Annotated in this window: 15 protein-coding genes; 8 read left to right on the top strand and 7 right to left on the bottom strand. The window is 63.8% G+C overall.

All coding sequences use genetic code 11. The annotated features are described in order from the left end of the window. Positions 1 to 28: 28 nt before the first annotated feature. The 4 genes from NKJ73_RS17260 (at position 29) to NKJ73_RS17245 (ending at position 7,160) form a co-directional block, all read left to right on the top strand. Positions 29 to 3,889: a peptidoglycan-binding protein gene (locus tag NKJ73_RS17260; RefSeq protein ID WP_352570358.1), complete on the top strand. Its 3,861-nt coding sequence runs from the start codon at positions 29 to 31 to the stop codon at positions 3,887 to 3,889. 191 nt (positions 3,890 to 4,080) lie between these two features. After that, positions 4,081 to 5,004 (top strand): sulfite exporter TauE/SafE family protein, encoded by a 924-nt coding sequence (locus NKJ73_RS17255; RefSeq protein ID WP_023676949.1) that lies wholly within the window; start codon positions 4,081 to 4,083, stop codon positions 5,002 to 5,004. Next, a complete protein-coding gene (locus tag NKJ73_RS17250) occupies positions 5,004 to 5,795 on the top strand; it encodes a TIGR02186 family protein (protein ID WP_352455141.1) in 792 nt (263 codons plus the stop codon). Before NKJ73_RS17255 ends, NKJ73_RS17250 begins: the two co-directional genes overlap by 1 nt. 108 nt (positions 5,796 to 5,903) lie before the next feature. Further along, positions 5,904 to 7,160 (top strand): Hsp70 family protein, encoded by a 1,257-nt coding sequence (locus NKJ73_RS17245; RefSeq protein ID WP_352570357.1) that lies wholly within the window; start codon positions 5,904 to 5,906, stop codon positions 7,158 to 7,160. A 5-nt stretch (positions 7,161 to 7,165) separates the two neighbouring features. Here NKJ73_RS17245 and NKJ73_RS17240 read toward each other — a convergent pair whose 3' ends face one another. Further along, positions 7,166 to 8,068: a LysR substrate-binding domain-containing protein gene (locus tag NKJ73_RS17240; protein WP_352570356.1), complete on the bottom strand. Its 903-nt coding sequence runs from the start codon at positions 8,066 to 8,068 to the stop codon at positions 7,166 to 7,168. Positions 8,069 to 8,350: 282 nt separating this feature from the next. Here NKJ73_RS17240 and NKJ73_RS17235 point away from each other — a divergent pair, with 282 nt between their 5' ends. From NKJ73_RS17235 to NKJ73_RS17225, 3 genes are read left to right on the top strand one after another with little or no spacing between them, the layout of a single operon-like run. Continuing rightward, entirely contained in the window at positions 8,351 to 11,281 is a 2,931-nt protein-coding gene (locus tag NKJ73_RS17235; RefSeq protein ID WP_352570354.1) for a molybdopterin oxidoreductase family protein, read from the top strand. After that, entirely contained in the window at positions 11,278 to 12,012 is a 735-nt protein-coding gene (locus NKJ73_RS17230; RefSeq protein ID WP_352455137.1) for a 4Fe-4S dicluster domain-containing protein, read from the top strand. The genes NKJ73_RS17235 and NKJ73_RS17230 overlap by 4 nt, the downstream gene beginning before the upstream one ends. An 11-nt stretch (positions 12,013 to 12,023) precedes the next feature. After that, positions 12,024 to 12,959, top strand: a complete 936-nt coding sequence (locus tag NKJ73_RS17225; RefSeq protein ID WP_352570352.1) for a dimethyl sulfoxide reductase anchor subunit family protein — start codon at positions 12,024 to 12,026, stop codon at positions 12,957 to 12,959. 2 nt (positions 12,960 to 12,961) lie between these two features. Here the strand turns inward: NKJ73_RS17225 and pdeM are convergent, their stop codons facing one another. The 5 genes from pdeM to NKJ73_RS17200 all read right to left on the bottom strand — a co-directional run bounded on the left by pdeM (position 12,962) and on the right by NKJ73_RS17200 (position 18,923). Further along, entirely contained in the window at positions 12,962 to 13,678 is a 717-nt protein-coding gene (pdeM, locus tag NKJ73_RS17220) for a ligase-associated DNA damage response endonuclease PdeM (RefSeq protein WP_023676942.1), read from the bottom strand. Then, entirely contained in the window at positions 13,675 to 16,197 is a 2,523-nt protein-coding gene (locus tag NKJ73_RS17215; RefSeq protein ID WP_352455135.1) for a ligase-associated DNA damage response DEXH box helicase, read from the bottom strand. Before NKJ73_RS17215 ends, pdeM begins: the two co-directional genes overlap by 4 nt. A gap of 67 nt (positions 16,198 to 16,264) precedes the next feature. Next, positions 16,265 to 17,176, bottom strand: coding sequence for a C40 family peptidase (locus tag NKJ73_RS17210; RefSeq protein ID WP_502896642.1), 912 nt, complete (start codon positions 17,174 to 17,176; stop codon positions 16,265 to 16,267). Next, complete coding sequence (locus NKJ73_RS17205) at positions 17,139 to 17,489, bottom strand: MarR family winged helix-turn-helix transcriptional regulator (RefSeq protein ID WP_023676939.1); 351 nt, start codon at positions 17,487 to 17,489, stop codon at positions 17,139 to 17,141. Before NKJ73_RS17205 ends, NKJ73_RS17210 begins: the two co-directional genes overlap by 38 nt. Before the next feature lie 69 nt (positions 17,490 to 17,558). Continuing rightward, positions 17,559 to 18,923, bottom strand: coding sequence for a leucyl aminopeptidase family protein (locus tag NKJ73_RS17200; RefSeq protein ID WP_352455133.1), 1,365 nt, complete (start codon positions 18,921 to 18,923; stop codon positions 17,559 to 17,561). A 122-nt stretch (positions 18,924 to 19,045) separates the two neighbouring features. On the opposite strand from NKJ73_RS17200, the gene NKJ73_RS17195 reads away from it, so the two are divergent. Further along, on the top strand, positions 19,046 to 19,867 hold the full coding sequence (locus NKJ73_RS17195) for a tetratricopeptide repeat protein (RefSeq protein ID WP_023676937.1): 822 nt from the start codon (positions 19,046 to 19,048) through the stop codon (positions 19,865 to 19,867). 116 nt (positions 19,868 to 19,983) lie between these two features. Here the strand turns inward: NKJ73_RS17195 and NKJ73_RS17190 are convergent, their stop codons facing one another. Beyond that, positions 19,984 to 21,000, bottom strand: a complete 1,017-nt coding sequence (locus tag NKJ73_RS17190; protein ID WP_023676936.1) for a type II secretion system F family protein — start codon at positions 20,998 to 21,000, stop codon at positions 19,984 to 19,986. Position 21,001 lies beyond the last annotated feature (1 nt).

The raw sequence follows: 21,001 nt of genomic DNA, 5'->3' as shown, positions 1-21,001 counted from the left end.
AGCCAGCAATTCTGAAACGGGCGCATTGATGAACAGCAAGCGGTCCTACCTCGATACACTCAACGCCGGCAGGCAACGCCGGCCGCACACGACGCTTGAAGAGCTCAACCGCTCCCTGGAAACTCTGGAGCAGCGGCTGGAGCGGACGCGCGAGGAGACGGCAAGCCACCCCGATCCGCGCCGACCAGCGGCAGAACCACGCTATCCCAGCGCCCAACCCTATGGCCAGCAGCGCCGGTATGAGGATCCACGCGCGCAGCGGCCGAAAGGTCCAGCAGCGGCTTTCGACCAGAATTACCAGGCGATCGCCCGCGATATCGACCGGGTACGCGGCCAGGAGGACAGCGTCGCCCTAGCCGGCAAGATCGCCGGGGAATTGCGCGGCCTGCGCGAAGACTTGCGCCAGCAGATGACCTCCGGCCTGCAACGCGAGTTCGAGGTACTGCGCAAGAATATTGGGCGAGCCTTCCAGTCAAATGGCGGCGGCAAAGGCAGCGCCGAACTCAGCGTCGAATTCGAGCGGCTTTCCGGCGCCATCCAGACACTGGCCGAAAAAAGCGACGACAGAAGCGTCAATATGCTGCGGCTCGAGCTTGAGCAGGTCAAAGCCGCGCTCGATACGCTGGCGCGCGAGGAGAGCGTGCAGGCGGTCGGACGCCGCTGGGACGATTTCGACCGCCGCTGGAACGCTTTCGAGGATCGCGTCGAGGCCGATCAGCGCAAGCGTTCCGATGCACCCGGCCTGTCGGCGCTGACGGAGCGGCTCGAACAGATCAGCAATGCCGTCAGCAATCTGCCGGAATCGCTGTCGCTGCGCTCGCTCGAGGAAAAGGTCCGCACGCTTGCCGGAGCGGTCGACCATTTCGCCCGCCAGCAGGACAATCGCGGCGGCGACACATTCAGTCAGATCGACGAGCGGCTCGACGAGATTTCCCGCGCGATCGTCGCCTCGACGGTTGCCGCGCAAGCCAATTCGTTCGACCCCGAGCCCTTCGAACGCATCGAGAAGCGGATCGATTCACTGGCCCAGCAAATCGAAGAAGTGTCGCAGGATCGTCCGGGTCGGGAGGTCATCGACCGTCTCAACACATTGTCGAGCCGCGTGGATGAACTGGCCGGCCGAGCCAATCTGCCGGAACAGGCGATGGAGCGCCTTGCCAGGCAAGTCGCGCTTATTGCCGACAAGATCGACCACGCGCCTGCCATGCCCGACGCCGACTACATCTTCCAGGGGCTCGAGCAGCGCTTCGACGTGCTGTCCAGCATGATGGAACGTCGCCAGGGCGACGCAATCGAACAAGGCAACATGCTGTTTCGCGACCTTGAGCGCCGGTTGGACGAGGTCGCCGACAGGCTGGACCAGCGCATGCCGCAGGTCGATAGCGCCGGCATTATGGATGCTATCGACGCCCGCTTCACCGCGCTGGCCAAGCGGATTGAGACGCGCGTTCCAGATCCCGCCAACGAGGCGGCGATCCGTGGCCTGGAGAGCCGGCTCGAAGACATCTCAAGCCGGCTGGATTCGTCCGCGGCGCAGGTCGCCAGCATCGACCCGGCGTTGATCCGCAGCCTTGAAGCGCAGGTCGCCGGCCTGACGGCGCATCTTTCCAAGCCCGGCACGCCGCTGCCGGAATTCGACGACATCAGCCCGCGTCTCAACGAAATCGAGAAGTCGCTGGCCGGAACCCGCGATTCCATCCTCGGCGCGGCGCGCGAGGCGGCTGAGAGCGCCGTCCGCTCACTGGCCGGATCAAGCGCCAACACGGCGGCCGTTACCGGCCTCGCCCAGGACCTGAAGACGCTCGAGGCACTGACGCGCCGTTCGGACGAGCGCAATTCGAGAACGTTCGAGGCTATCCACGATACGCTGCTCAAGATCGTTGACAGGCTTGGTTCATTGGAGACGGGCGAACCGGCAAGCGCGGAGTTGAGCAAGCGTTTCGGCCGGCCATCCAAGATCTCGGTGCAGGACGCACCGTCGATGGACCTCGACCAGCCGCTGCCGTTGACGGGCAGCATGGCCGATCTCGACGGCCGCGCCGCGGCGCTCGTGCGCGACGAGCCAGGTCCGCGTACGCCAGCCGAGGCCGCCGCCGCAGCAGCCCTGGCGGCTCTCGGTTCAGACACGACGCGTGAAAAAACCGAGCAAGGCGGCGGCAGGAAATCGATGTTAGGCGGGCTGGCGCGCGCCTTGAAGGGCAAGAAGGACGCCGAGATGCCGCCGCTTGCAGGCTCGGCGCAGAGCGCCGAGATACCGAGCGTCGATCTCGACGAGCCCCTCGACCCCAAGCTCGCCAACCGGCCACTGGAACCCGGCTCCGGCGCACCCGACCTCAGCGCCATCATGAAGCGCGTGCGCGACGAGCGCGGGCAGCCGACCCGGGAAGGCGGCGCTGAGGCGGCGAAATCGGACTTCATCGCGGCAGCCAGACGGGCTGCGCAAGCGGCGGCCGCCGAGGCGGACGCCCTCAAGCGCCAGTCGACGATGAAAGGCCCGGTCAAGGCACTCAGGATCGGCGACCTGCTCAAGGCGCGGCGCAAGCCGATCCTGATGGGGGCAATCGCCATCATGCTGGCGCTTGCCGGCCTGCAACTGGGCAAAGCCTTCTTCTCCGACCCGGTCGAAGTCACCAACAATGAGGCGGCACCGGCCGTGGCCGTACAGCCGGTGGAAACCGCTTTGGCCAGCGTTGCCAGCGAGCCGAAGGCGGACGCGCAGACGACAACACAGGAGAGCGCGCCGTCGCCCACCGTCAGGCAGGCAGAGCCATCCGCATCGATGACCAAGGACGACACGGCGGCGCAAACCGGCCCCGCTACACCGGCAGCCGAGACATCGACGGCGCCCTCGGCTTCCGCGGCGCCTGCTGACCTGGCGGCGCAAGACACCGCGGCCGCAGTGCCCGCGCCGGCAGCGGCGACGGCCAGCGACGCCGAGCCAATGGCTGCCGCGCCTGCTATAGCCACCACTGCGACGCAGGACACGACCGGCACGGTGCCGCCGGCGGATGCTGCCGCGGCAGGCGTTGCCAAGATCGACGTTCCGGCCGATGCCGGTCCGGCCGCCCTGCGCGATGCAGCGGCCGGCGGCGACGCCAAGGCGCTGTTCGAGATCGGCTCGCGCTACGCCGAGTCTCGCGGCGTCAAAGAAGACATGGCGGCGGCGGCCAAATGGTATGAGAAAGCTGCCGAACTCGGTTTCGCACCGGCAGAATACCGCATCGGCAATTTCTACGAGAAGGGCATCGGCGTCGCACGCGACATCAAGAAAGCGAAAACCTGGTACCAGCTTGCCGCAGCGCAGGGCAATGCCAGCGCGATGCACAATCTTGCCGTGCTGTTTGCGATGGCGGCGGATGGCGTGACCGACAATGAATCGGCAGCGCGCTGGTTCCAGGCGGCGGCGGATCTCGGTGTCAAGGATAGCCAGTTCAATCTCGGCATCCTCGCGGCGAAGGGCGTCGGCATGAAGCAGAACCTCGAGGAGAGCTACAAATGGTTCGCACTCGTCGCCAAGACCGGCGACAAGGATGCGGCGGCCAAGCGCGACGAGATCGCCAAGGCGCTGAGGCCCGAGCAGCTGGAGCGTGCGCGGGCCGCGGCTGAACTGTGGAAGGCCAAGCCGCTCGATCCAGCCGCCAATTCGGCCGACGTTCCTGAATCGTGGCAGGACGGCACACCGCAGACGACCGCCGGCATCGACATGAAGAAAGCGGTCCAGAACATCCAGCGCATTCTCAACAAGAACGGCTACGAGGCCGGCAATCCCGACGGCATGATGGGCCAGAAAACCAAGAACGCGATCATGGGCTTCCAGGCCGACAACGATATGAAGGCAACCGGCGCGATCGACGAAAAGCTGGTCAAGGCGCTGCTTGCGCGTAAATAACGGCGGATGCGTCGTTTCCGCGACGCTCTTGCCACAGATTTGCCTGTTAACTGATTGAGTTGTTTTTTGTTTCGGCGGTGCGGCGAAGTTTGACTTCACGGCCCGGCCGGCGCAAGAACGAGATAGCCTTCTGACGCAAAATGCCCGCAACGGTTGCATTCGCCAGGAGGCAAACTGATCGAGACTGACGGGTGGGCATCTATCTCCCGATCGCGGAAATTTCCGTCAACATCTTCGTGCTGCTGGCCATGGGTGCGGCGGTGGGTTTCCTGTCGGGCATGTTCGGCGTGGGCGGCGGCTTTCTCATTACGCCGCTGCTGATCTTCTACAACATACCGCCGGCAATCGCGGTCGCCACCGGCGCCAACCAGGTCATCGCTTCCTCCTTCTCCGGCGCCCTGTCGCACATGAAGCGCGGCACGCTCGACTTCAAGCTCGGCGGCGTGCTTTTAGCCGGCGGCATCGTCGGCTCGACCGGTGGTATCTATGTCTTTGCGCTCCTGCGCCGGCTCGGCCAGCTCGACCTGTTCATCTCGCTGCTCTACGTCGTGCTGCTCGGCACCGTCGGCGGACTGATGCTGGTCGAGAGTGTCAATGCGCTGCGCGCCACTCGCAGCGGCGCCGCACCGGTGTTGAAGAAATCCGGCCAGCATAATTGGATCCACCGCCTGCCGCTGAAGATGCGGTTCAGGGCCTCGAAGCTCTTCGTCAGCGTCATTCCGGTGCTTGGGCTGGGCGCGGCGATTGGCTTCCTGTCCTCGATCATGGGCGTCGGCGGCGGCTTCATCATGGTGCCGGCCCTGATCTACCTTTTGAAAGTGCCGACCAACGTCGTCATCGGCACCTCGCTGTTCCAGATCATCTTCACCTCGGCTTACACCACGCTGGTCCACGCCACCACCAACCAGACGGTCGACGTCATGCTCGCCTTCCTGTTGATGGCAGGCGGCGTCGCCGGCGCGCAATATGGCGCCAAGGCTGGTCAGAGGCTGCGGGGCGAGCAACTCAGGGCGCTGCTGGCGCTGCTCGTGCTGGCGGTAGCCATCCGGCTTGCCATCGATCTTTTCGTCACGCCGCCCAATCTCTATTCTCTGTCCGGCGTGGGCCTGAGCTGATGGCCGGCCTAAGGACGCTCGCGGCCGCCGCCTTGCTGTCGCTGCTGGCTGCTGCGCCACCAGCGAAGGCGCAGGCGCCACTAACCGAAAACATCCAGATCGGCCTTTCCACTGACAATGTCTCGATTACCGCCGGCTTTTCCGGCGCCGACCTGACCATTTTCGGCTCACTGGAAAATGCCGATCCGCTTGTCGCGCGGCAAGGGCGCTACGACGTGATCGTCGTGCTGGAAGGCCCGGCTCGGCCGGTCGTCGTGCGCCGCAAGGACCGGGTGCTCGGCGTCTGGGTCAATCTGGAGTCGGAGACCTTCAAAAACGTACCTGTCTCCTATTCGGTGGCGACGACGCGGCCGCTGCAGGACGTCACCGATCCGAACAGCTACAAGCAGCTGTCGCTTGGCGCCTCCAACCTCTATTTGCAGCCGGCCGACGCGGAGGACAGCCCGGCGACAATCGAGGAGTTCACCGCCGCGCTGCGCGAACGCAAGGCGGCGACCGGCCTCTACAGCGAGAATGTCGGCGGTGTGCAGTTCCTGTCGCAGAACCTGTTCCGCGCTACCGTCAGGCTCGCCCCAAACGTTCCGGTCGGCACCCATAAGGCCCGCGCCTTCCTGTTCAAGAGCGGCCTGTTCATCAAGGAAAGCTCCGCCCAGCTCGAAATCCGCAAGTCCGGTTTCGAACAGTCGATCTTCCGCGTCGCGCACGACTATTCCTTCCTCTACGGTGTCTTTGCCGTATCGCTGGCCATGCTGACCGGCTGGCTCGGAAGACTGGTGTTCAGGAAAGACTGAACTCTCGTAAAAGTGGTTTCCCTTTCCGAGGGTATGGGTTAGACCGCGACCCTCGGCCCGACCGGATACGAGCTGCTGCTCCCCAAATCAGAACTACAGGAACGCACGATGCGACCAGCATTTGCCGGTATCGACTTCGGCACTTCGAATTCCACCGTGAGCGTGGTCAGGAACGGGCAGCCGCGGCTGGTGGCGTTGGAAGACGGCCAGGTCACGCTGCCCAGTGCGGTATTCTTCAATTTCGAGGACAACCGCACCTATTTCGGGCGACGCGCCCTTGCCAACTATACGGACAGTATCGAAGGCCGCCTGATGCGCTCGTTGAAGAGTGTGCTCGGCAGCTCGCTCGCCCACGAAAGGACGCGCATCAAGGCGCGCTCGATCGGCTTCATGGAGATTGTCGGCCTGTTCGTCGGCCATCTGAAAAAGAAGCTGGAAGAAGAAGCCCATGACGCGGTCGACAGCGTCGTGCTGGGACGGCCCGTGCAGTTCGTCGACGACGATGCCGAGGCCGACGCCAAGGCGGAGCACGAACTCGAAAATGCCGCTCGTGCCCACGGCTTCAAGCACATCGTCTTCCAGTTCGAACCGATTGCCGCGGCACTCGACTACGAACAAAAGGTGACGCGCGAGGAACTGGCGCTGATCGTCGACATGGGCGGCGGCACGTCCGACTTCTCAATCGTGCGGGTCTCGCCCGAGCGCGCCCGCTCGCTTGACCGCAAGGACGACATCCTGGCCAGCCGCGGCATCCACATCGGCGGCACCGACTTCGACCGGCTGTTGAGCATCGCCCATGTGATGCCGCAGCTCGGCCATCTCTCACCGACCAAGGATGGCAAACGTAATCTGCCGGCGAGCTACTTCATCGACCTGGCGACGTGGCAGCGCATCAACCTGGTCTATACCGCAAGGGCGATGACGCATCTGCGCCAGATCCGCTATGAGGCGGAGCGCGCAGACCTGGTCGACCGGTTCATCCACATCGTCGAGCATCGTTACGGCCACGCGCTGGCGGCGCTGGTCGAAAAGGCCAAGATCGAGCTGACGGACCGATCGTCGGCCGATGTCGAGGTCGCGCTGCCGGAGGTGAGGTTCACGGCAGAAATCACGCACAAGAGTCTCGAAGCCACCATAACCAGGGACATTGAGCGTGTTGCGGCTACGGTCGAGCAGACCATCCGCGACGCACAGGTGAAGGCCTCGGATATTACCGCGGTGTTCTTGACCGGCGGATCGACCGCGATCCCGCTGGCCAGGCAGCAGATCCTGGCGCTGGTGCCGCAGGCGTCGGTAATCGAAGGCGATGTGTTCGGCTCGGTCGGGCTTGGGCTGGCGCTCGACGCGCAGCGGAAGTTCGGCTGATCGGCTTAAAGCGGCGCGGATCTCTCAGCTTTGCCGCCAAGATGCGCCTTGAGCGCCATCTGGGCCAGGCTTGGCTGCCGGTCGCGATGCGTGATCATGGCAAATTCGCGCTTCGGCAGATCGATCGGCACGGAACGCAGACTGCCTTCGGCGACCGCGCGCGCGACGACGAGTTCCGAAATGATGCTGGCGCCGGCGCCGGCCTCGACCGCCTGGCGAATAGCCTCATTGCTCGGCAATACCAGGAATATCTGCAGGTCCGCGAACGAAATCCCGTCGCGTCGGGCAAGGTCCTCCAGCGCCTCGCGCGTGCCCGACCCGCCTTCGCGAATGATCCAGCGAAGCCCGCCAAGGTCGGGATGTCCAGGCGAAACTTCTGCGATCTCAGGGTGCGAGCGCGCCACGACCAGCATCATGCGATCGATATCGAGCTTGGCACGCCGCAAAATGTCGGATTCGGTGCGCCCCTCGACCAGGCCAAAATCGGCTGCGCCATCAAGTACATTGGCCTCGACCTGCCTGGTGTTGCCAATGCTCACGCTCAGCCTGACGGCAGGATAGGCTTCGTGGAAAGAGGCGAGCCGGCGCGGCAGCCAATAGCTGGCGATGGTCTGGCTGGCGGCGATCGAGAGACTGCCTGATATCGTTTGCGAGACATGCTCCAGCACATTGCGGGCCGCCGCAGCCCGCTCGAGGACCGCCTTGGCCTCGGGCAAGAACCGGCGTCCGGTTTCGGCGAGCTCGATGTTGCGGCCGACGCGGTTGAACAACTGGACGCCATGCTGCTGTTCGAGCGAGCGGATCGCGGCGGATGCGGCCGACTGTGAGATGCCCAGCAACTCGGCCGCTTTGGTCATGTGCGCCCGTTCGGCGACGGCGACGAAGATCCGCAATTGGTCCAGAGTCATGCCAGCAATTAAGAAGCAACTCCGATTAGAATTACAAGAGCAATTTGTTAGACAGATTGATTGCTTTGTTCTAAATTTTGGCTCGAAATTGGAAAAAAGTCGCGCCAGAACAGTCGAGGGTAGAGATTTCGTGAGGCTGTTCAAATCGGTGTTCACGCATTGGTCCCGCAGCCTGCGGTGGCGGCTCGTCGGTGAACGCTATCGTCCGGAACAACATTACATGCGCGGCCCAGGTCCGAAGACGAGAGCCAAGGCCGCCGAACGCAAAAACATCGCCGGATCATGACCAACAGACCGCTGCGCGGCGCCAACTCAGCACCATCCCAACGGCCGCTCGCCGATACCCGCCCGCCCGCTGAAGGCGACGGCGTCGATACGTCGCCCGATGTCTCCGACAGCGTCGCCAAGACCACCTGCTATATGTGCGCCTGCCGCTGCGGCATCGACGTCCATATCAAGGACGGCAAGGTCCGCTACATCAACGGCAACAAGGATCACCCGGTCAACCGCGGTGTGCTGTGCGGCAAGGGCAGCGCCGGCATCATGCAGCATTACAGCCCGGCCCGGCTGAAGAAGCCGCTACTGCGAACCGGCCCGCGCGGCTCGGGTGAGTTCCGCGAAATCGAGTGGGAGGAAGCCTTGTCGATCGCGACAGAACGGCTTTCGAACATCCGCCGAACCGATCCGAAGAAACTTGCCTTCTTCACCGGGCGCGACCAGTCGCAATCGCTGACCGGCTGGTGGGCGAGCCAGTTCGGCACGCCGAATTTTGCCGCCCATGGCGGCTTCTGCTCGGTCAATATGGCGGCCGGCGGCCTCTACACGATTGGCGGTTCGTTCTGGGAGTTCGGCGAGCCCGACTGGGACAACACCAAATATTTCATGCTGTTCGGGGTTGCCGAAGACCATGATTCCAATCCGATCAAGATCGGCCTCGGCAAGCTCAAGGCGCGCGGCGCCAAGGTGGTTTCAATCAATCCCTGCCGCACCGGCTATAATGCAATTGCCGACGACTGGATCGGCATCCGGCCCGGCACCGACGGCCTGTTCGTATTCGCCCTCATCCATGAATTGCTGAAGGCAGGCCGCATCGATCTCGAGTACCTCTTGCGCTACACCAATGCCCACATCCTGGTCGTTCAGGAGCCTGGAGCTGTCGATGACGGGCTGTTCATGCGCAATGGCGACGGCAATCCGCTGGCTTGGGACAGGGTGGCGAAGATGCCTGTCGACGCCGGCGATACCGACGCAAAGCCCGCACTGACCGGCAGCGTTCTCGTCGACGGCCGCCGATGCGTGCCGGTCTTCCAACTCGTCGCCGACCGCTATCTGGACGAGTGCTATTCGCCCGACGCCGTCGCTGACCGGTGCGGCATCTCCGCCGACACCATCCGACGCATTGCTGCAGAACTCGCTCATGTCGCCTTCGAACAGCAAATCGAACTGCCGGTGGCCTGGACGGACTGGGCCGGCCGCCGGCACGAGACCATCAAGGGTCGGCCAGTGTCGATGCATGCGATGCGCGGCATCTCGGCCCATTCGAACGGATTTCACACTTGCCGCGCCATTCATCTGCTTCAGGTGCTTCTCGGCACGGTGGACGTGCCGGGCGGCTTCCGCTTCAAACCGCCTTATCCGCGGTCCGCGCCGCCGGGTCCAAAGCCCGCCGGCAAGAATGTGAAGCCGATGACACCACTCGAAGGCATGCCGCTCGGCTTCGTCTGCGGGCCGGAAGACCTGCTGATCGACGGAGGCGGCAAACCGATCCGTATCGACAAGGCCTACTCCTGGGATGCGCCGCTGGCCGCACACGGACTCATGCACACGGTCATTCGTAACGCCTGGGCCGGCGATCCCTACACGATCGACACGCTGTTCATGTACATGTCCAACATGGCCTGGAACTCGTCGATGAACACCGTCGAGACGATGGCGATGCTGACCGACGCGGACATATCGGGCGAATACAAGATCCCGTTCATCATCTATTCCGACGCTTATTATTCCGAGACCGTGCCTTTTGCCGATCTGGTGCTGCCGGACACGACCTATCTCGAGCGTCATGACTGTATCAGTCTGCTCGACCGGCCGATCAGCCACGCCGACGGGCCGGGCGACGCCATCCGCCATCCCGTCGTCGAGCCGGACCGCGACGTCAGGCCGTTCCAGACGGTGCTGATCGAACTCGGCGCGCGGCTCAGCCTGCCCGGCTTCGTTGACGACGACGGCTCCGCCAAATACCGCGACTATGCCGACTACATCGTCAATCACGAGCGCACGCCAGGTGTCGGTCCGCTCGCCGGCTGGCGCGGCAAGGACGGGGCCTCGGTCGGCAAGGGCGAGGTCAATCCCGACCAGTTGCAGCGCTACATCGATAATGGCGGCTTCTGGCACCAGGATTTCGCCGCCGATCAGCGCTACTACAAGATGGCCAACCGCTCGTATCTCGAATTGGCTGAGGGCATGGGCTTCATGCCGAAGGCCGAGCCGATCGTCTTCCAACTCTATTCGGAGCCGATGCAGCGCTTTCGCCTTGCGGCGCGCGGCCATGGCGGGGTGCTGCCGCCGGAGGCGGAGCGCAGCCGCATCGAGACCTATATGGATCCGCTGCCATTCTGGTATGCGCCCTTCGAAGAGGCTGCGGTCGACAGCCAAGCCTATCCGCTGCACGCGCTGACGCAGCGGCCGATGCACATGTATCATTCCTGGGGCGGGCAGAATGCCTGGCTAAGGCAGATCACCAGCCAGAACCGACTGTTCGTGCACTACCGGACGGCAGCCGGCCTCAGCCTTGTCGACGACGACTGGGTGTGGATCGAGAGCATCAACGGCAAGGTCAAAGGACAGATCAAGCTGGTCGACGGCGTCAACGCCAATACGGTGTGGACGTGGAATGCGATCGGCAAGCGTCGCGGCAGCTGGGGGCTGAAGGATGATGCGGCCGAATCCAATCGCGGCTTTCTACTCAACCACATCATCGGCGACCAGACCTCTGCCGATGCGAATGGCAAACACTATTCGAATTCCGATCCTGTCACCGGCCAGGCGGCATGGTTCGACCTGCGCGTGCGCATCGTCAAATGCGCAGACGAGGAAGCAGGCTTCACCGAACCGCAGTTCGAGCGGTTCCGACAGCCCCCGCATTTTGAGCCCCCGCCCGATAAGCTTAGTTTCGGCGCCGAATTCCGTCGGGAAAGAGAAGCTGCCAAATGACTTGCCTTCCCACCCATACCGACAAGAAGCTCGGCCTTGTCATCGATCTCGACACCTGCGTCGGCTGCCAGGCCTGCGTTACCGCCTGCAAAGAATGGAACACCGGCGGCCATATGGCGCCGCTAACCGACATCGACCCCTATGGCGGCAATGTCGACGGCGTCTGGTTCAACCGCGTGCACAGTTATGAGCACATGACCGAGATGGGTGGGCGCACGGTCAATTTCCCACGCTCCTGCCTGCACTGCGAGACGCCGGCGTGCGTCACGGTCTGCCCGACCGGCGCCTCCTACAAGCGGGCGTCGGATGGCATCGTGCTGGTCGACGAGGACAAATGCATCGGCTGCAAACTGTGCAGCTGGGCCTGTCCCTACGGAGCGCGCGAATTCGACACCAATGTCGGCGTGATGAAGAAATGCACGTTGTGCGTCGACCGCATCTACAACGACAATCTGGCGGAAGAAGATCGCGTGCCGGCCTGCGTCGCTGCTTGCCCGACCAGCGCGCGGCATTTTGGCGATCTGGGCGATCCGGCATCCGCTATCTCGCAACTGGTGGCCGAGCGCGGCGGTGTCGATCTGATGCCGGAAATGGGCTATAAGCCGACCAACAAATATCTGCCGCCACGTGCCCACACCACCCGCGCCGCATCGGTGCCGGCGCCAGCGCTTGAAGCGGTGCGGGCCGAAGGCGGCTTCCTCGGCTGGGTCGACCGCATGCTTTCGAACTGACCCGTGCCTTCATGCATCCAGCCTTCTCCGTCGTCTTTTTCACCACGGCCACGGGCGCCGGTTACGGCCTGCTCGCGCTGCTTGGCGTGCTCGCCGGACAGGGCTTTATCCCGCCCGATTTCTGGCTTGGCCTCACCGGCATGGGGCTGGCGCTTAGCCTGATCTCGACAGGCCTGCTGTCGTCGGCCGGCCATCTCAGCCGGCCCGAACGCGCCTGGCGTGCCTTCTCGCAATGGCGTAGCTCATGGCTGTCGCGCGAAGGTGTTGCCTCGGTCGCCACCTTCGTGCCGGCGGGGTTGTTCGGTATTGGCTGGGTGGTCCTCGGCCGTACGAGCGGCTGGGCGGCTGTCGCCGGGCTGCTCGCTGCCATCGGCGCGGTCGCAACCGTCTGCACCACCGGCATGATCTACGCGTCGTTGAAGCCGATTGCCCAGTGGCACAGCCGCTTCACCCTGCCCGCCTACCTGGTCTTTTCGGCGATGACCGGCAGCGTACTGCTCAACGCCCTGCTGCAGGGATTTGCCGCAGGCTCGAATATGCCTCTGGCGGGTGCCCTGTTGCTGACCGCGCTCGGCTGGGGTTTGAAGCTGGCGACCTGGCGATACAATGACAGGCTGGAGATCCCGACCAATGCCAACACCGCAACCGGGCTTTCCGGCGGCACGGTGCGGTCGCTGGAATGGCCGCATACCGAGGAAAACTATCTGCTCAAGGAGATGGGTTTTCGCATTGCGCGCAAGCACAGCGCTAAACTCCGCCAGATCACGCAGGTGCTGGCCTTTGCTTTGCCCGCGTTGCTGCTGGTCGCGGCGTTCGCCTTGCCGTGGCCCTATGCGGCAGCACTGTCGATACTCGCCGCAATCGCCCAACTCGCCGGAATGCTGGTCGAGCGCTGGCTGTTCTTCGCCGAGGCCAAGCACACAGTCACTTTGTACTACGGCAGGTAGGTTCAGCCCGGTCTGAGCATCGCGTGGGAAATCGCGAAAATGCGCTCTGTGCCAAGCATATAGGCCATCAGCGTTTCGCGGCGGAACAGCCCGGCATAGGCGCGATCGAGCACGTTGAGCGAGCCGGTATAGGCGCCGAAAGCCGGCATGATCATGCGGCCGCCATCGCCGGCAAAGCAACGACGCCGCACCGAACGGCCTTGCTGCACGATGCGGGCGCAAGGATGCAGGTGGCCTGATATCTCGCCTTCCACTCTCACCGCCGAAGGCTCGTGCCGGAAGAGTAGCGAGCCTATGGCCAGCTCGCGTACGGTCTCGCCTGGCAAGTCGGCCGGCGCTTCTGGATCATGATTGCCGGCGACCCAGAACCAGTCGCGCCCGACCATCAGCCCTTCCAGCCTTTGGCGAAAGCTCGCGTGCATACGTGCGGCGCCGCCGCCATCGTGAAAACTGTCGCCCAGGCTGATAACGATCGCAGGCTGATAATCGGCGATCACCGCCTGTAGCCGGAGCAACGTCGCACCGGTGTCGTAAGGTGGGACCAGCGTGCCGCGCCTCGCCAGTGATGAGCCTTTTTCCAGATGCAGGTCGGATACGGTCAGAAGCCGGAATTCGGGAAAATAGAGCACGCCGCGACGGTCGCAGATCGCGCGTTCGCCGGCGATACGGACAGCGCCCGCATCCGCCAGAGGCGCAGCCATGGCGAGCGCGACAGTCATTTCGTCCCCATGGCCTCCTCGACCAGCGTGGCTGCATCCATCAGCAGCGTGTCATCGGCCTCGCCATGCACCGGCATTTTGCCGATCTCGAGCATGATCGGCACGGCGAGCGGCGATATCTGCTCGAGGTTCTTATGCATGATTCGACCTTGGACGCGCGAGAGCATCTCGGCAAGTCTGCTGACATCCAAGAGACCGGTCGCGGCATCGGCACGCGTCGCCTGCAAAAGGATATGGTCGGGCTCGTGGCTGCGCAGCACGTCGTAGATGAGATCCGTCGACACGGTTACCTGGCGGCCGCTCTTCTCCTGCCCCGGGTGGCGTTTCTCGATCAATCCCGAGATCAGCGCGCAATTGCGAAAGGTGCGCTTCAACAACCAACTGCCGGCGAGCCAGGCTTCGAGGTCGTCGCCCAGCATGTCCTGATCGAATAGCGCAGCCAGCGACGGTTTCTTCGCCCTGAACATATGGCCCATATCGGCCAGCGACCATATGGCAAGCGCATAGTCGGTGGCGACGAAGCCGAGCGGCTTGGCTCCCGCCCTGTCGAGGCGGCGGGTGAGCAGCATGCCGAGCGTCTGGTGCGCCAGCCTGCCCTCGAACGGATAGGCCACCAGATAGTAGCGGTTGCCGCGCGGAAAGGTCTCGATCAGCAGATCGTCGCGTTTCGGCAGCACCGACTTGTCGGCCTGGAAGCGTAGCCAGTCGGCGACCTGCTCCGGCAGCTTCTTCCAGCGCTGCGGATCGTCCAGCATGGCGCGGACCTGTTCGGCCAGGTACGTCGAAAGCGGGAATTTGCCACCACCGTAATACGGCACCTTGGCGTCGCTGCCGGGTGCATTCGAGACAAAGCACTCATTCTCGCGGATACCTTCGAAGCGCAGCACCTTGCCGGCGAACATGAAGGTGTCGCCATGCGTCAGCGTTTCGAGGAACGCCTCCTCGATCTTGCCCAGAACCCGGCCGCCACGCGAAGCCGCGCCTCTGCTGCCCGCCTGGACGTAGCGGACGTTGAGCGCCGGCACTTCGATGATGGTGCCGACGTTGAGCCGGTATTGCTGGGCGACGCGAGGATTTGAGACCCGCCACAGTCCGTCCTTGTTCAACCGGATGCGGGCATAGCGCTCGTAGTTCCTTAGCGCATAGCCGCCAGTGGCGACGAAATCGATGACGCGATCGAATGTCGGGCGATCGAGATCGGCATAGGGTGCTGCCGTCCGCACCTCCTCGAACAGCGCATCGGCATGGAACGGCGCACCGCAGGCACAGCCCAGCACGTGCTGCGCCAGGACGTCGAGCCCGCCATCGACCAGCGGCGGCGTATCCTGGGCACCGAGATAATTGGCGTCGAGCGCCGCCCTGCATTCCAGCACCTCGAAGCGGTTGGCCGGTATCAGGATCGCCTTGGACGGCTCGTCCATACGGTGGTTGGCGCGGCCGATGCGCTGCGCCAGCCGGCTGGCACCTTTCGGCGCACCGACATGGACGACCAGGTCGACATCGCCCCAGTCGATGCCGAGGTCGAGCGTCGACGTGGCGACGATGGCGCGCAGGGTGTTCTCGCCCATTGCCTTTTCGACACGCCGGCGCTGCGCGACGTCGAGCGAGCCGTGATGCAGCGCGATCGGCAAGGTCTCCTCGTTGACCCGCCACAACTCCTGGAACAGCAACTCCGCCTGGCTGCGCGTGTTGACAAACAGCAGGGTTGTCTTGTGGCCCTTGATCTCGTTGTAGATTTCCGGCGTTGCGTAGCGGGCCGAATGTCCCGCCCACGGCACGCGCTCCTCCGAATCGAGAATGGAGATGTCGGGCTTGGCGCCGCCAGTGACGACGATCAGTTCGGCCATCGGCCCCGGTGGATTCTGGCTGACCAGCCAGCGCCGCAATTCGTCAGGCTCGGCGACCGTCGCCGACAGGCCTATCGTCTGCAGGGCGGGCACAAACGAGCGCAGCCGGGCCAGCCCGAGCGACAGGAGATGCCCGCGCTTCGAGGTCACCAGCGAATGCAATTCGTCGAGCACGACATAGCGCAGGTCCTCGAAGAAGCGCCTGGCATCGGGCGCGGCAATCAGCAGCGCCAATTGCTCGGGCGTGGTCAGGAGAATGTCGGGCGGCGCCAGCTTCTGCCGCTGGCGCTTGTGTGCGGGCGTGTCGCCGGTGCGCGTCTCGACGGTGACCGGCAGCCCGATTTCTTCGACGGGTTTGCCGAGATTGCGCTCGATGTCGACGGCCAGCGCCTTCAGCGGCGAGATGTAGAGTGTGTGGATGCCTCGATGCGCCTGCCCCGGCCTTCTCCTCGGTCGGCCGGCCAGTTCGGTCAGCGATGGCAAGAACCCGGCCAGCGTCTTGCCGGCGCCGGTCGGGGCGATCAGCAATACCGACTGCCCACCCTGGGCTTTGGCCAGCAAATCGATCTGGTGGGCGCGCGGCGACCAGCCCTTTTCCGCAAACCATTTGACGAATGGCTGGGGCAGGACGACGGCGGCATTCTGTTGGGCAAGGCGCGGCTGCTCTGTCACGCGCCAGAGGTAGCGCGGCGACGCGCAATCGCCAAGCAGAATCAGAACAAAAGGTGATCGATTCGCGTTACGGCCGGCGAAACCCGGTCGGTCCGCCATAGAGATAGCCGATACGGGCGACCGCCTCCCCCAGTCCTTCACGCGACACCAGCATGGTGTGGCCGTTGGCGTGGATCATGGTCTCCGGATCCGTCATGATCGCGACGTGGCCTTTCCAGAAGACCAGGTCGCCGCGCCGCAACCCGGCAAAATCCGGCCCGGGTTCGAGCGGCTCGCCGACGGTCGCCGCCTGCATGTCGGTGTCGCGCAGCACTTGCCTGCCAGCCATGTGCATTGCAAGTTGCACGAGACCGGAACAATCGATGCCGAAGCCGGAAACGCCGCCCCACAGATAGGGCGTGCCGAGAAACGCCTCGGCGACCGCGACGTAGTCGGGGGCAACCTCGGCGACAGGCCTGAGATGGTCAGATATGACCGCCTCGCCGGATGGCAGCAGAGCATAGTACGTGCGGCGTGTTTCAGCCGCGCCTTTCACTGTTACCGCCGATCCCATCGAGAGTTGCCCGCTGATCGGGAACCGCAAATCCGGTCCCGGATAGAGGAAAGTGCGCGGCACCGAGACAACATGCGTGGGCGCATGGTCCCGACCGCCCAGCACAGTGTCGGCGACATAGCCGACATAGCCGTCGCGCTCGGCCTGTATCCAGGCCCAGCCCTCAACGTCCTCGAAGACGAGGACGTCTTCGCCGAACAGAAGCTGGGTATCGACGCCGGCATCCGGGCGCGGAGCCTTGCGGACATCGGCCACGGAGGCTGATATGCGAGCCGGCCGGCCGGCGACGAAACGGTCGGCGGAAACCTCGCCTTTCAGCCTGGCGTCGGCGAGATCGGAGCGGAAGGCATGGAGGCGGGCATCGCTGGCGGTCAAATCGGCAACTCGTTCAAATGGGCAACTCTTGGGCTCTGGCAATGATAACATCGCCAAAGCGCTCGACAAAGAGCGCGCCTTCGACTGTACGCCTGACCAGCACGTTGCGCTTGTCGAGCTCGTCGCGATGGCGCGACACCAGTTTCAGTGCCCCCATCGTATCGAGCGCACGGGTGATCACCGGCTTGGTGACGTTGAGGCGGGCGGCTAACCCCCGCACCGTGTGTGGCGGCGGATCGAGATAGATGGTGAACAGGATCGCCGTCTGGCGCATGGTGAGATCGGGCGCGTCGTCGCGCACCTCCGACAGCACCACCTGTTGCCATAGTCGCAACGCTTGGCTTGGACGCATGATAATCGACATCCGTCCAGCATGTCGGAAAATTGTTTCGGTTCCGTTTCAGTCAATACCTTCGTCGGCTATGTCCTAGAATCAGCCGTAGCGGTTCGAAATGACCTGCTCCAGCGCCCGGATGCCTTGCGCTTCGCCACCCGCAAGGCCGTGCGGGCGGTCGAACGGGTTCCAGGCGAAGATGTCGACATGCGCCCAGCCGGCGGTCTTTTCGACGAAGCGCTTCAGGAAAAGCGCCGCGGTGATCGAGCCGGCGAAACCGTCCGACGTGACGTTGTTGATGTTGGCCACCTTCGACGCCAGCTTGGCGTCATAGGGCTTCCACAACGGCATGCGCCATAGCGGATCCTCGACCGCAACGGAGGCGTCCGCCAGCTCGGATGCAAGCGCCTCGTCACCGGTGTAGAACGGCGGCAGGTCGGGACCGAGCGCAACACGGGCAGCGCCTGTCAGCGTCGCCATATCGACCAGCATCTGCGGCTCTTCGTCATCGGCCAAGGCCAGGGCATCGGCGAGCACCAGCCGCCCTTCGGCGTCGGTGTTGCCGATTTCGACGGTGATGCCCTTGCGGCTCACCAGCACGTCGCCTGGCCGGAAGGCATTGCCGGCTATCGAATTCTCGACAGCCGGGATGAGCACGCGCAGCCGAACCTTCAACCCGGTGGCCATGATCATGGAAGCGAGACCCAGCACGTTGGCAGCGCCACCCATGTCCTTCTTCATCAAAAGCATGCCCGAGGACGGCTTGATGTCGAGACCGCCTGTATCGAAGCAGACGCCCTTGCCGACCAGCGTTATCTTGGGGGCATTGTTCGGCCCCCAAATCATGTCGATCAGGCGTGGCGCGTCGGCAGAAGCCCGACCGACGGCGTGGATCATCGGAAAGTTGGCGGTAAGAAGATCGTCGCCTTTGGTCACCGATATTTCGGCCTTGTGCGTCGCGGCCAAGGTCCGGGCGGCCTTCTCCAACTGCCCGGGGCCCATATCGCTGGTCGGCGTGTTAACCAGATCGCGCGCCAGGAAAATGCCATCGGCGAGGCGGCGGATGCGGGCGGCGTCGGTGCCTGCCGGCAGCGCGAGGCGAAGCGTCTTGCCTGGCTTCTTGCCGTAGCGGGTGAAGACATAGCCGCCGAGCGCCACGGCGAGTGCCGTAAGCTCCGGCTTGGCCGGTGCGGACGCAAAATGCCACTCGCCTTCGGGCAAGGCTCTCGCTAGTGCGCCGATGGCCAGTGCGCCCTCGCCATCACCGGTGCCGAACAGGGCTCCGGCAATCGCGCCGTTGTCGCCAGGCACGATGAGCGTCCTGCCGGCCTCGCCGGAAAAGCCGTTGGCCTTGGCCCAGGCGACCGAGGATGGCGCAAGGCCCGACGCCGCCAGAGCATCCTTCGCCACCAGATGGACCGGCAGCGCATTGCTCAATTCTTTCTCGACGAGTTCGACAGGCATTCGCTGGCCTCCGGCTTCCGAGTCGACGTTTCTTAACTCTCCGTTAGGGTTAACAGAATATTTCTGCGGGAGGAAAGATGACCTCGCAAATGGTCACGCGCATGAACGGAGCCCTGGTGCCGATGCCGACCAACCGCAGGATGAACGCCAGCGCAAATAGGCTGATCAGCACGGCGTTGATGATGGCGCTTGCCGCAGGCGTCGCTGGCTGCGGAACCAGCAAATTGACGACTGGCTCGATTTCTCGTCCAAGCGGCAAGCCGCTGGAAACAATGTCGGCGGGCGAACTGCACAACGCTACGATGGCGCTTGGCCAGTCCTATTCGAAAAACCCCAGCGACAAGCGGATCGCGACAAATTATGCCGCGGCGCTGCAGATGGACGGCGACGCAGACCAATCGCTTGCGGTGATGCGCAAGCTGGCGATCGCCCTGCCGAAGGACCGCGACGTGCTCGCCGCCTATGGCAAGGCGCTTGCCGCCAACGGACAGTTCGAACCGGCTCTCGATGCCGTGCGCCGCGCGCAGACCCCTGAATATCCTGATTGGAAACTGGTGTCGGCGGAAGCTGCCATTCTCGACCAGCTCGGCCAAAAGGACGAGGCGCGCCAAGGCTATCGCAAGGCGTTGGATCTCAGGCCGAACGAACCGTCGATCCTTTCCAATCTCGGCATGTCGTACGTGCTGGAAGGTGATTTGCGCACGGCCGAAACCTATATGCGCTCAGCCGCCCAGCAGCCGAATGCAGATAGCCGCGTCCGCCAGAACCTTGCGCTGGTCGTCGGTCTGCAAGGCCGTTTCGACGAGGCCGAGAAGATCGCCTCGCAAGAGCTGTCGCAGGATCAGGCGCAGGCTAACGTCGCTTACCTTCGCCAGATGCTGGCGCAGCAGAATGCCTGGAGCCAGCTCAAGGACCAGGACAAGGCAAAGCCCGCCACCAACTGACCGCTTCGAGCGCCGAACCGGCGCGCGAATTCCGCAACATGTCTAACGCAAAGAGCCGCGCTGCACCGGCAGCGTGGCTCTGAATCGTATCAGCGTTTCTGGCAACGCCGCTGGCGCTACTCGCTGCTGGATTTCGGCTGGTCGCCAAAGATGCCGCGCTGGCTCACCTGGATGCCGGCGGGACCCAGAATAATGGCGAACAGCACCGGCAGGAAGAACAGGATCATCGGCACGGTGAGCTTCGGCGGCAGCGCGGCCGCCTTCTTCTCGGCGGCATTCATGCGCATGTCGCGGCTCTCACTGGCAAGCACCCGCAACGCATGCGCCACGGGCGTGCCGTAGCGCTCGGCCTGAACCAACGCCTGGGACACCGACCTGACGGATTCCAGGCCAGTTCGGCTTGCAAGGTTCTCGTAGGCCTGCTTGCGCTCCTGCAGATAGGAAAGCTCGGCGTTTGTCAGGATGAATTCTTCCGCCAATGCCACCGATTGCGCGCCGATCTCATCGGCGACCTTGCGAAGCGCCGCTTCCACCGACATGCCGGACTCGACGCATATCAGCAACAGGTCGAGCGCGTCCGGCCACGCCATCTGAATCGATTGCTTGCGCTTGGTAGCGCGGTTGTTGACGTAGAGCACGGGCGCGTAGAATCCCGCATAGGCTACCACGATGCACACGAACAGCTTCACGAAAAGCGGCTGCTCGGGCAATCCGCCGAGCACGAACAGATACATCGCCGCCAATGCAAAGCCGATGAAGGGCAGGACGAGACGGAAGAAAAGGAAGCGCGTCAGCGGATTTTGCCCGCGAAAACCCGCCACTTTCAATTTCTGCAAGGTACCTTCATCCGCCAGCGCACGCCTGAGATCCAGGCGATCGACAATATTGCGCATGCCGACCGACTGTTCTTCGCGCAGGCCCTTGCGGCGGCGGTCGGCTTCGACTGCCAGCCGCGCGCGCTGCTTGGCGCGCAGCTCATCGCGCTCCAGCGCTACGGATTTCATGCGCGCCTTGAGCTGGTTCCCGCCAAAAGCGGGCAGCAGCGTGAAGACGGTCGCAAACACCGCGATACCGACCAGCAGTGCGATCAGCAGGGACGGGTCGGTGAGAGTTCTGATGACGTGATCGGTCATA

Origin of the sequence: Mesorhizobium sp. M0074 (assembly GCF_040322975.1) — a bacterium.
Taxonomy (GTDB): Bacteria; Pseudomonadota; Alphaproteobacteria; order Rhizobiales; family Rhizobiaceae; genus Mesorhizobium.
The sequence above is the reverse complement of the archived record's forward strand: the minus strand, read 5'-3'. Positions and strand labels throughout refer to the sequence as shown.

Excerpts from the sequence above, each read along its gene's own strand:
- NKJ73_RS17190 (WP_023676936.1), bottom strand. The coding sequence starts at position 21,000 with ATGACCGATCACGTCATCAGAACTCTCACCGACCCGTCCCTGCTGATC.
- NKJ73_RS17205 (WP_023676939.1), bottom strand. The coding sequence starts at position 17,489 with ATGTCGATTATCATGCGTCCAAGCCAAGCGTTGCGACTATGGCAACAG.
- pdeM (WP_023676942.1), bottom strand. The coding sequence starts at position 13,678 with ATGACTGTCGCGCTCGCCATGGCTGCGCCTCTGGCGGATGCGGGCGCT.
- NKJ73_RS17230 (WP_352455137.1), top strand. The coding sequence starts at position 11,278 with ATGACTTGCCTTCCCACCCATACCGACAAGAAGCTCGGCCTTGTCATC.
- NKJ73_RS17250 (WP_352455141.1), top strand. The coding sequence starts at position 5,004 with ATGGCCGGCCTAAGGACGCTCGCGGCCGCCGCCTTGCTGTCGCTGCTG.
- NKJ73_RS17225 (WP_352570352.1), top strand. The coding sequence starts at position 12,024 with ATGCATCCAGCCTTCTCCGTCGTCTTTTTCACCACGGCCACGGGCGCC.
- NKJ73_RS17240 (WP_352570356.1), bottom strand. The coding sequence starts at position 8,068 with ATGACTCTGGACCAATTGCGGATCTTCGTCGCCGTCGCCGAACGGGCG.
- NKJ73_RS17245 (WP_352570357.1), top strand. The coding sequence starts at position 5,904 with ATGCGACCAGCATTTGCCGGTATCGACTTCGGCACTTCGAATTCCACC.
- NKJ73_RS17195 (WP_023676937.1), top strand. The coding sequence starts at position 19,046 with ATGCCGACCAACCGCAGGATGAACGCCAGCGCAAATAGGCTGATCAGC.
- NKJ73_RS17210 (WP_502896642.1), bottom strand. The coding sequence starts at position 17,176 with ATGTTATCATTGCCAGAGCCCAAGAGTTGCCCATTTGAACGAGTTGCC.
- NKJ73_RS17260 (WP_352570358.1), top strand. The coding sequence starts at position 29 with ATGAACAGCAAGCGGTCCTACCTCGATACACTCAACGCCGGCAGGCAA.
- NKJ73_RS17200 (WP_352455133.1), bottom strand. The coding sequence starts at position 18,923 with ATGCCTGTCGAACTCGTCGAGAAAGAATTGAGCAATGCGCTGCCGGTC.
- NKJ73_RS17235 (WP_352570354.1), top strand. The coding sequence starts at position 8,351 with ATGACCAACAGACCGCTGCGCGGCGCCAACTCAGCACCATCCCAACGG.